The sequence below is a fragment of the Streptomyces sp. NPDC002845 genome (genome assembly GCF_053591955.1).
The window spans coordinates 64,981-72,616 of the sequence record NZ_JBSFUU010000051.1; the positions used below are offsets into that span (position 1 = coordinate 64,981).

The window sequence follows — 7,636 nt, forward strand, 5'->3', positions numbered from 1 at the left end:
TTTTTTTTTTGTTCTGTTTTCCTCTCCCACCCGCCCCCCCCCCCGGGGGGGGGGGGGCCGGGGGGGGGGGGGGGCCCCCCCCTCCCCCCCCGGCCCCCCCCCCACCGCCGTACGCACGTAGAAGAACCTCAGAAGAACCCTCAGAAGAACACCGACCTCCGCTGCACCAGCAGCTTGTACAGCGTGTGCTGGATCTGTTCCCTGACCTGGTCCGTCAGGTTGAACATCAGCATCGGGTCCTCGGCGGCCTCCGGCGGGTAGCCGTCCGTCGGGATGGGCTCGCCGAACTGGATGGTCCACTTGGTCGGCAGCGGGAGCGCGCCGAGCGGGCCGAGCGACGGGAAGGTCGGCGTGATCGGGAAGTACGGGAAGCCCAGGAGCCGGGCGAGGGTCTTCGAGTTGCCGATCATCGGGTAGATCTCCTCGGCCCCGACGATCGAGCACGGGATGATCGGAGTGCCCTGGCGCAGGGCCGTGGAGACGAAGCCGCCGCGGCCGAAGCGCTGGAGCTTGTAGCGGTCGTTGAACGGCTTGCCGAGGCCTTTGAAGCCCTCCGGCATCACCCCGACCAGTTCGCCCTGCTCCAGCAGCCGTGCCGCGTCCTCGGCGCACGCGAGGGTGTGGCCGAGCTTGCGGGCCAGCTCGTTGACCACCGGCAGCATGAAGACCAGGTCGGCGGCGAGCAGCCGCAGATGGCGGCCCGCCGGGTGGTTGTCGTGCACGGCGACCTGCATCATCAGGCCGTCCATCGGCAGCGTGCCCGAGTGGTTGGCGACGATCAGGGCCCCGCCCTCGGACGGGATGTTCTCGATGCCCTTCACCTCGACCCGGAAGTAGTTCTCGTACACCGGCCGCAGCAGGGACATCAGGACCTGGTCGGTCAGCTCCTCGTCGTACCCGAAGTCGTCGATCTCGTAGTCGCCCGTGAGCCGCCTGCGAAGGAAGGCGAGCCCACCGGCGATACGCCGCTCCAGACCGCCGTCCTGGGGCTTCTCGGGCTGCTGGGGCGCCTCGGGCTGCTCACGCGTCACGGGAACATCATCCTGCCCGAGCGGCCGCCCCGGCAGTGCCTGGACCTCACGAACCACCGCGGGCTCGCCCTTGCGCCGGCTCCCCGTACTCCGGCGGCGCGGCGGGCGCTGTACGGCACCCCCGCGCGACCGGTCGTCGTCGAACGGAATGACCTTGGCATCCGCCATCGTTGATGCGCTCCTCAGTTGGCGCTCTGCGTCGGGGGGTGGCCACCGCCCAGGGCGGGCAGCGCGGCGATCCGGTCGACGGCCGCCGCGATGGCCTCCGGCGGCAGCAGCCCGGGACCGCGACCGCGCGCGAAGTCCGCGAACGTCTCCGCCGTCGTGTACTTCGGTTTGTATCCCAGCGTCTCGCGCATCTGGTTCGTCGCCACGACCCGGCCGTGAGTGAGCAGCCTCAGCTGCTCGGGTGAGAAGTCCGTCACCCCCAGGGTACGCAGCGCCGTACCGACCCAGCTGACCGTCGGCATCAGCAGCGGCACGGTCGGCCGGCCCAGCCGCCGCGCGCACTGCGAAAGGAGCAGTACGCCATCGCCCGCGACGTTGAACGTGCCGCTGTTGAGCGTGCCGCGCTCGGGCTCGTGCGAGGCGATCCGCAGCACCTCGATCACATCGTCCTCGTGCACGAACTGCAGCCGCGGGTCGTAGCCGAGCACGGTCGGCAGGACCGGCAGCGAGAAGTACGAGGCCAGCGGCGAGTCCGCGCTCGGCCCCAGGATGTTCGCGAACCGCAGCACGCACACGGCCACGTCGGGCCGGCGCCGCGCGAATCCGCGTACATACCCCTCGACCTCCACCGTGTCCTTGGCGAAGCCGCCGCTGGGCAGGGACTTGGGCGGGGTGGTCTCGGTGAACACGGCCGGATCACGCGGCGCGGACCCATAGACGTTCGTACTGGACTTCACCACCAGCCGCTTGACCGCCGGGGACTTCTGGCAGGCGCCCAGCAGCTGCATGGTGCCGATGACGTTGGTCTCCTTGACCGTGGTCCGGCTGCCGCTGCCCAGGGCGGTGCCCGTCACGTCCATGTGGACCACGGTGTCGACCTTGTGCTCGGCCAGGACGCGGGCGATGGTCGCCTGCCGGATGTCGGCCTGTACGAAGTCCGCGCCGCCCAGGTGGTGCTCCGGCGGTACCGCGTCCACGCCGACCACCCGGTCCACCTGCGGGTCACGCTGGATCCGTCGGACGAACCGGCCCCCCAGCTGACGGGCCACCCCGGTCACGAGCACGACCTTCCCCAAGATCAGCGCCTTCCTTCCAGCCGTAGGCCCACGTCTTCGCCACTCTGCCCGTACTCTGCCCGCGTTCCCCGTGTTCGGCCACGTTAGCGCGTTGGTGTTGCCCTGTGATGACCGCCTGACGCACGAAGTGACGGCACATGATTGTGGCCCCCCACCTACTGATGGGGGGCCACAACACACGCTTCTCGCGGCGCTCGCACAAGAAAGACCGTAAGGACGAGCCCTACATTCTCCGTAAGGACGGACCTTACTTCTTGTTACGACGCTGAACGCGGGTGCGCTTGAGCAGCTTGCGGTGCTTCTTCTTGGCCATCCGCTTACGCCGCTTCTTGATAACAGAGCCCACGACTACCCTCGCTCACTTTTCTCAACTCGGTGCTGGGCGACATGGGCCCACACGACCTATGAGGGGCAAGCCTACCCGCCCGAGCGCTGAGCTCGTAATCGAGGGGAGCCGGGGAATCCCCGGAGGCATCCCGAGGGGCGCCTCCGGGGATCCCGTCAGGCTGTCTCCACCCCCACATAGCTCTCGCGGAGGTACTCGTGAACCGCTTGCTCCGGCACCCGGAAGGACCTCCCCACCCGGATCGCCGGCAGATGACCGCTGTGCACCAACCGGTACACGGTCATCTTCGACACTCGCATCACCGAGGCGACTTCCGCCACGGTCAGGAACTGAACCTCGTTCAGAGGCCTCTCGCCAGCTGCAGCCATGACACACCTGAACCTTCCGCACTCGACGGCCACCGGCTTCCCCTTCCGGTGACTCTTCGTCGCTGCGTGCTCACTCCCCAATGTAGGGGCGGGTGATGCGAGTGGGGAAGAGGGGATGGCATCGGCGCCTTACTGTGACAGACACGCCCGTTTGAGTACGTAGCGGGTCAGCGGTCGGTAGTAATCAGACCGCACAGCGTCATCAAGTGGAACGACGACGGACACCCGCCCCTCCGCCTGTCCGACGAAGAGCGCGGGATCGTCCGTATCGGCCGGCCCCATCGCCTCGAACCCCAGCTGACCTGCTCCGCAGACCCAGCCGTGGTCCCCGATGACCAGTTCCGGGAGCGGCCCTCCGGCCTCCGCCGCGGCCGCCAGAACCGTGCGTACCGGGAGCGGCGAGTGCGTGTGCGCGCCGGTCTCACGCCCGGAGTGTTCGGCCCCGGGCGCGCGCACCAACGCGACTCCTCGTACGTAATCAAGGTTGTACGTACGTAGACCGAACCGGGTCGTTATGTCGACACGTCTACCCGTCGCAGGGGTGAGGACCTCACATCCCACCGCCGACAAGGCGTCTGCCAACCCTGCGTAGAACCCGAGGAGCCGATGCGGATGCCCGGTCCCGAAAAGCACCGGAGCCCTACGCTCCGCGACCTCTGCCACCCGCTGCGCGAACGCGTCCAGCGCCGCCAGGGTCCGATCCGGGTCGATCACATCCTGACCGGAGGTGCACTGCGGATCGGCCGAAACCCCGCACTTCTCCGCCATCAACTCGATCACATCCCGCTCCCCCCACGCCCCTTCCGGGTCAATCCCGATCAGCACCCGAGGATCACGCGCGGCGAACAGCCGATAACTCCGCAGACTCACCTCCCGCGAGGTCGCCACCACCCCAGCCAACCCGACCGCCACCAGATACGCCCGAAGGCCTCCCCTGCTCAACACGGGCCCGATGCTGACGCACCCCCACCCACACCACTGCCAAAACCCCAAAACACCGCACAGTTGGCGTAACGAAAGGAGGAGGCAGCTGGCGTAACGAAAGGAGGGATCAACGCCCCATCAGACCCACGCGGCACCTGAAGCCCAGAGCCACCCCTTCAGCCCGACCCAGGCACAACCAGCCCAGCCCGAGCATCACCAGCCCGTCCGGCGCTTGAGGACGAGGCCGTTCAGGCCGACCCACCACCCACCGGCCCGCACACACCCAAACCCACCCCAGCCCCCTCCAGCCCGTCCGGCGCTTGAGGACGAGGCCGTTCAGGCCGATCCACAGCACCCCCCACTCACCCGCACACGCCCCACCCACCCCCAGCCCTCTGGCGGGGTCGAAGGGGCGGCAGCCCCTGGGGATGGGACGGGTAGGGGCGGCGGGGGCGAAAACACCCCACCCAGCCCCCCGCGCCCCTACGGCAACATCCCCCGCAACGGAAACACCGCCTTGCGCGCAGCAAGCACCGCCTGGTCCAACCGATCCGCAGGGTCATACCCCGCCTCCCAGTCCGCCCAGGCCACAGGCCACCGCCCATCAGTCATCCGCACCGGCGCCAACTGCCGCGTACGAGCAAAAACCTCCTGCCGCCACCCCTCCGGAATCACGGCCTCCGGCGCAATCTCCCGCCCCGCCGCCACAGCAACCAAATGCGTCCACGACCGCGGCACCACATCCACCACCGCGTACCCACCCCCACCGAGCGCGACCCACCGCCCCCCGGCGTACTCGTGCGCCAACTCATGACACGCCACCTGCACAGCCCGCTGCGCATCCAACGACACAGCCAAGTGCGCCAAAGGATCCTCAAAATGCGTATCGGCCCCATGCTGAGTCACCAGCACCTGCGGCCGAAAATCCGCAATCACCTCAGGCACCACGGAATGAAACGCCCGCAGCCACCCCGCATCCCCGGTCCCGGCCGGCAGAGCGACATTCACCGCCGACCCCTCCGCACACTCGGCCCCGGTCTCCTCCGGCCACCCGGTCTGCGGAAACAGCGTCCGGGGATGCTCATGCAGCGACACGGTCAGAACCCGCGGGTCCTCCCAGAACGCCGCCTGCACCCCATCCCCGTGATGCACGTCCACATCCACATACGCGACCCGCTCGGCCCCCAACTCCAACAACCGGGCAATGGCCAGCGAGGCATCGTTGTAAATGCAGAACCCCGAAGCACCGCCGGGCATCGCATGGTGCAACCCACCCGCGAAGTTCACCGCATGCGAGACATCCCCCCGCCACACAGCCTCAGCGGCCCCCACCGACTGCCCGGCAATGAGCGCGGACACCTCATGCATACCGGCAAAGGCGGGATCATCCATCGTCCCCAGCCCATACGCCCCATCGGCGGCCCCGGGATCAACAGAAGCAGCCTTCACAGCAGCCACGTAGTCCTCGCGGTGCACCAGCCGCAGAGTCGACTCCCCAGCAGGCTTGGCAGCGACAACCTCAACGCCATCGCTGCCCTGGTCGAGCCCGAAGGCACTCACCAACCCCCGGGTCAACGCCAGCCGGACCGGATCCATCGGATGGTCCGGCCCGAAGTCATAGCCCGTTACTGCCTCGTCCCACATCAGCTGTGCGCGGCCGCTCATGCCCGTCACCGTATCGGTCTCGTCCGGCTTCGAACGACCGGGCGTACACCAACGTCAACAGCACCAACACCATGGGCACGAGCATCGCCCCCCGATAGCTCCAGGCGTCCCCCAACGCCCCCACCAACGGCGAACCGATCAAAAACCCCACATAGTTGAAAACATTCAGCCGCGCGATGGCCGTATCCGAAGACCCAGGGAACAATCTCCCCGCCGCCGCGAACGTCTGCGGCACCAGCACACACAGCCCGAGCCCCAGCAAGGTGAACCCGAGCATCCCCACCCAGGCCCCCGGCGCCCCCGCCACCACCGCGAACCCGACGGCCGCCACCAGCGCCCCCGCCCGTACAACCGCCACGGCCCCGAACCGCCGCACCCCGAAGTCCCCGATGGACCGCCCGAGCAGCGTGGTGACCATATAGACGTTGTACGGAACGGTCGCGAGCTCCTCCGAACTCCCCAGCACGTCCTGCAGATACTTCGCACTCCAGTTGGAGACGGTCGAGTCCCCGATGTACGCGAAGGTCATCACCAGACAGAGCGGCAACAACAACTTGAAGACAACGGGCCCACCTTCGCCCGGACCGCCACCCTCGTCCTTCCTCTTGTCCCCACCCTCCGCCGAGACACCCCCGTCGACGTACCACCGACTCCCCACCAGCACGACCGGCAGCAACACCACCACGACCGGCAGATACGACACGACCAGCGCCAGATCCCAGTGCGCCCCCACCCATGCGAGCGAGGCCCCGACGATCCCGCCCAGGCTGTACGCAGCATGGAACCCGAGCATGATGCTCCGCCCGTACGTCCGCTGAAGACTCACCCCGAGCATGTTCATCGACGCGTCGAGGGCCCCCACGGCAAGCCCGAACACCGCGAGCGCGATGCCGAGCCCCACCAGCTGGTCCCCGGCTCCCACCCCCACCAGAGCCAGCAGCACCAGCGGCTGGGACCACCGCAGCACCTGACTGGGCGGCACCCGTTTGACGAGCCGCTCAGTACAGACGCTCCCCACCCCGGCAAGAATCGGCACGGCGGCGAGAAAGGCCGGCAACAGGGCATCCGAGACCCCGTACCGGTTCTGGATGGCCGGAATCCGCGTCACAAGCAGCGCAAAAGCAACGCCCTGAGCGAAGAAGCTGAACGCCAACGCACCCCGCCCGCGCCGCAGCGCCTCGGTCACGCCGGTCATGCCATGTGTCATGGCGGCACAGCGTAGGCCCCCCGGCTACTCCTGGGTAGGGGAAGCTGAATATTGCTCAGCTCTTGAGAAGGCCGGTCAGTTCGCCCATGTCAGAGAAGAGCCGCGTGGCCCCCGCGAGCCGAGCGGCTGGTGTCATCGCCGTGTATCCGTATACGTCCATACCGGCCGCCAGAGCCGCCTGCACACCGAGTGGGCTGTCCTCCACGACCACACAACGCTCGGGAGCGACCCCTCTGGAGGCAGCCGCATGGAGGAAGAGGTCGGGAGCCGGCTTGCCCCGCCCGACGTCCTCGGCACTGAAGAGCCACGCCTCCTCGAACCACCGGTCCAGCCCCGTCGTACGGTGCGAGAACCGAATCCGCGTATGCCGAGCGGAAGAAGCGACACAGTACGCCACCCCACTGCTCCGCAGCCCGCCGAGCACCTCGCCCACCCCGACCACCGGCTTCAACTCCCGCTCGAAGACAGCCAGAGTCCGCACCAGAAGCTCCTCGTCGAACTCCGCGGGCAACTCCTTGCCGTACCGCTGCCTGATCGTCTCGTGAACGCGCTGGATGGACCCGCCCATGTAGTCACGCACGGACTCCTCGCACGTAGTGGGGTACCCCAACTCGGTGAGATACGCCGCCAGAACTGCGTTGGCGAGGGGCTCACTGTCGACGAGCACACCGTCGTTGTCGAAGATGACGAGGTCGTAGCGTATGGGCATGCACAGACCCTAAACGACGACGAAAACAGAAAAACCCCGCACCTGATTGGTGCGGGGTTTCCCTCAATATTTGTTCGGCGGTGTCCTACTCTCCCACAGGGTCCCCCCTGCAGTACCATCGGCGCTGTAAGGCTTAGCTTCC

The 7,636-nt window shown here is 67.7% G+C and carries 8 protein-coding genes and 1 rRNA gene; all 9 read right to left on the reverse strand.

Features of this window, described 5'->3' with window-relative positions; genetic code table 11:
* Positions 1-140 precede the first annotated feature (140 nt).
* Positions 141-1,199 (reverse strand): lysophospholipid acyltransferase family protein, encoded by a 1,059-nt coding sequence (locus ACWD3C_RS31210; protein ID WP_451149522.1) that lies wholly within the window; start codon positions 1,197-1,199, stop codon positions 141-143.
* Between the two features lie 14 nt (positions 1,200-1,213).
* A complete protein-coding gene (locus ACWD3C_RS31215) occupies positions 1,214-2,275 on the reverse strand; it encodes an NAD-dependent epimerase/dehydratase family protein (RefSeq protein WP_451149523.1) in 1,062 nt (353 codons plus the stop codon).
* 247 nt (positions 2,276-2,522) lie between these two features.
* Complete coding sequence (locus ACWD3C_RS31220) at positions 2,523-2,621, reverse strand: 30S ribosomal protein bS22 (RefSeq protein WP_003948845.1); 99 nt, start codon at positions 2,619-2,621, stop codon at positions 2,523-2,525.
* Positions 2,622-2,776: 155 nt separating this feature from the next.
* Positions 2,777-2,989 (reverse strand): helix-turn-helix domain-containing protein, encoded by a 213-nt coding sequence (locus tag ACWD3C_RS31225; protein ID WP_004984898.1) that lies wholly within the window; start codon positions 2,987-2,989, stop codon positions 2,777-2,779.
* Between the two features lie 129 nt (positions 2,990-3,118).
* Positions 3,119-3,934, reverse strand: a complete 816-nt coding sequence (locus ACWD3C_RS31230) for a phosphatase (RefSeq protein ID WP_451149524.1) — start codon at positions 3,932-3,934, stop codon at positions 3,119-3,121.
* A gap of 462 nt (positions 3,935-4,396) precedes the next feature.
* Positions 4,397-5,578 carry an acetoin utilization protein AcuC gene (locus ACWD3C_RS31235; RefSeq protein ID WP_451149525.1) on the reverse strand — a complete coding sequence of 394 codons (1,182 nt, stop codon included), beginning with the start codon at positions 5,576-5,578 and terminating at the stop codon, positions 4,397-4,399.
* A complete protein-coding gene (locus ACWD3C_RS31240; protein ID WP_451149528.1) occupies positions 5,529-6,764 on the reverse strand; it encodes an MFS transporter in 1,236 nt (411 codons plus the stop codon). Before ACWD3C_RS31240 ends, ACWD3C_RS31235 begins: the two co-directional genes overlap by 50 nt.
* A gap of 76 nt (positions 6,765-6,840) precedes the next feature.
* Positions 6,841-7,488: an HAD family hydrolase gene (locus tag ACWD3C_RS31245; protein WP_451149529.1), complete on the reverse strand. Its 648-nt coding sequence runs from the start codon at positions 7,486-7,488 to the stop codon at positions 6,841-6,843.
* Between the two features lie 78 nt (positions 7,489-7,566).
* A 5S ribosomal RNA gene (gene rrf, locus ACWD3C_RS31250) occupies positions 7,567-7,636 on the reverse strand; the annotation flags it as partial.